At 65.1% G+C, this 315-nt stretch carries 1 protein-coding gene; it reads left to right on the top strand.

Annotated elements, in window-relative coordinates; translation table 11 throughout:
• A partial coding sequence (locus tag AC0L2O_RS36575) for a hypothetical protein (RefSeq protein ID WP_473373175.1) occupies nucleotides 1-315 on the top strand: 315 nt, incomplete at both ends.

Below are 315 nucleotides of genomic sequence, written 5' to 3'. Positions count from 1 at the left end.
AACACGGCGAAGGACAACAGTGACTTTGCGCTCGGCGATTTCAACTGCCCTGCCACCTCGTCGCGCGGCAGCGGCTCCGGCTTCCCGCTCACATCGGCGCCGGAGGGCTGCACCGACGGATCATATGGCAATCTCTACAGCGCATCACTGACCTACAACCAGGGTCCATTCACCGCAATCGCCGCCTACGAGCTTCATGAAGGCACCAACCGAACCGGCGACGAGGCGGTGACGCCCCTGAGCAATGGCGGCGTTCTCACCGTGCCGCCGGGCGCCGTCGGCATCGCCAACGAATGGGCCGCGAAATTCGGCGCG

It is taken from the genome of Bradyrhizobium sp. Kon10, assembly GCF_055807395.1.
The sequence above is the reverse complement of the archived record's forward strand: the minus strand, read 5'-3'. Positions and strand labels throughout refer to the sequence as shown.